Annotated in this window: 3 protein-coding genes; all 3 read left to right on the forward strand. The window is 63.9% G+C overall.

From position 1 onward, the window contains the following. Positions 1-329: ABC transporter permease (locus tag ACRDU5_RS10990; RefSeq protein WP_526614533.1), on the forward strand; the 329-nt coding region annotated here is incomplete at its 5' end. 4 nt (positions 330-333) lie between these two features. Then, a complete protein-coding gene (locus ACRDU5_RS10995; protein WP_526614534.1) occupies positions 334-1,659 on the forward strand; it encodes an MCE family protein in 1,326 nt (441 codons plus the stop codon). 52 nt (positions 1,660-1,711) lie between these two features. Then, positions 1,712-2,482: MCE family protein (locus ACRDU5_RS11000; protein ID WP_526614535.1), on the forward strand; the 771-nt coding region annotated here is incomplete at its 3' end.

Consider the following 2,482-nt stretch of genomic DNA (forward strand, 5'->3'; position numbering starts at 1 on the left):
ACAGCGTGGGACTGCTGTTGGGGTATTCGGCCGGCTTCGCGGTCACCACTCTGATATACGGGCAGTCCAGCGGCGTCTATCAGCACTACTTCGACACCTTCCTCGTTTACGGGGACCTGGTGCGCTCCTTCATCGTCACGATCGCCGAAGTGATCGTAATCATGCTGATCCACACCTATTACGGATACACCGCGACGGGTGGGCCCGCCGGCGTGGGCAAGGCGGTGGGCCAAGCGACGCGGACCTCGCTGATCGCGGCGGCGTTCCTAGTGCTTTTCTTCACGCTGGCCCTTTACGGCCAGACCGGCAACTTCAACTTCGCGGGGTGACAAGTTGGCGCGCCAAGGAAAACCCCGCATCGCCTCCGGGTGGTTGGCGGCCCTGTTGGTTGCCAGCCTGGTTGCGGCCATGGCGTTGAGTGTGGCTCTGTTCAACAGAACCTTGTCCTCGGGCGTGGTGGTCACCTTGACATCCGACCGCACCGGTCTGGTGATGGAGCCAAACGCGAAGGTGAAGATGCGCGGCGTGCAGATCGGGCACGTCGCCACCGTCTCGGCCGGCCTCAACTCGCAAACCCTGCGACTGGAGCTCGACCAGGACCAAATCAAATACATTCCCGCGAACGTCGAGGCGCGGATCAATGCCACATCGCTGTTCGGCGCGAAGTACGTGGACCTCGTCTACCCCCCGCATCCCAGCGCGCAGCGACTGGCCGAGGGTACGGTTCTGCAATCGCAAAACGTAGCCACCGAAGTCAACACCGTCTTCGAAAACCTTGTGCTGCTGATAGAACAGATTGATCCGGCCAAGCTCAACGCGGTGTTGTCGGCGCTTGCTGAGGGTCTGCGCGGACGAGGCCAGAGCCTTGGTGAATCGATCACCGACACCAATGAGCTTCTGCAGGCGATCAATCCGCGCACCGACACCATTCGCGAGGACTGGCATGCGCTGCAGGGGGTCGCTCAGACCTTCGACGCGGCGGCCCCAGACCTCCTCGACACGCTGGCGGCGGCAAGCACTGTCAGCACCACGGTGACCACGCAGGCCAGCGAGCTCGACGCGCTGCTGTTGGGCGTAGCCGGACTGTCCCGCAGCGGCGTCGCGACGCTGGGCCCGAGCAAAGACAACCTCATTACCGGGATCAACCAGCTGCGACCCACCGCTGACTTGCTGATGAAATACAACCCCGAGCTGACCTGTGTGTTGGTCGGGGCCGATAGAACCCTCGTCGACCTGGCCCAGATGCTCGGGGGTGCCAACGGCAAATCGACCATCATGGACGCCCAGCTTCTCTTCGGTGACGATCCCTACCGCTACCCGGACAATCTGCCGATCGTTGCCGCCAAGGGGGGTCCCGGCGGCAAACCCGGTTGCGGTTCGCTGCCCGACGTCGCCGACAACTGGCCGGTTCGTTATCTGGTGGCCAACACCGGATTCGGCACCGGGCTGGATGTTCGACCGAATCCCGGCATCGGATTTCCTGGATGGGCCAACTACCTGCCGGTCACTCGCGCCGTGCCCGAGCCGCCGAGCATCCGGTATCCAGGCGGCCCAGCACCCGGCCCGATCCCATACCCCGGCGCCCCTCCGTACGGGGCGCCCCAGTACGGGCCCGACGGCACCCCGCTGTACCCGGGCGTCCCCCCACCGCCGCCGTGAGCGCACCCGCGCACACCGTCCAGACAGCACCAGCCGGAAGAAGTGAAATACAATGCGACACAACCTAACCGGGATCGTGTGGCGCCTCGCGATCTTCGTCACGGTGTGCGTGCTGGGCGCGTTCGCGCTGATTGCCATCTATGCCCAGCTACGGTTCCAGGGCGCGCAGACCTTTAACGCGATTTTCAGTACCGTCACCGGTCTGAAAAACGGCAACTTCGTGCGCATCGCCGGCGTGGAGGTCGGCAAGGTCAAAAACATTCGGGTCCGAGACGACGCCACCGTGCAGGTGACATTTTCCACCGACGATTCCGTGGTCCTCACCGAGGGCACCCAGGCGGTGATCCGATATGCCGATCTGATCGGCGGGCGCTACCTGGCTCTCGAACAAGGCCCGGGATCGCCCACGAAACTGTCTCCCGGCGGCACCATCCCAGCTGACAGCACCTCGCCGGCGCTTGATCTGGACGCCCTGATCGGCGGCTTCCGACCGCTATTCCGCGCTTTGGACCCCGAACAGGTCAACTCGCTCAGCTCTCAGCTGATCGCGGCGTTTCAAGGTCAAGGGCCAACCATCGGCTCCATCCTGGCCCAGATCGCGGTCCTGACGAACACGCTGGCCGACCGGGACGCGCTGATCGGCCAGGTGGTCGTGAACCTCAACATCGTGCTCGGCTCTTTGGGCGATCGAAGTGACAAGTTGGGCACGGCCATCGACTCGTTGTCGGAATTGATGCGCGCACTGGCCGACCGCAAGCAAGACCTCGCCGACAGCCTCGCCTACTCCAATGAGGCCGCCGGCTCCATCGCCGACCTGTTGTCC

It is taken from the genome of Mycobacterium sp. (assembly GCF_050701515.1).
Taxonomy (GTDB): Bacteria; Actinomycetota; Actinomycetes; order Mycobacteriales; family Mycobacteriaceae; genus Mycobacterium.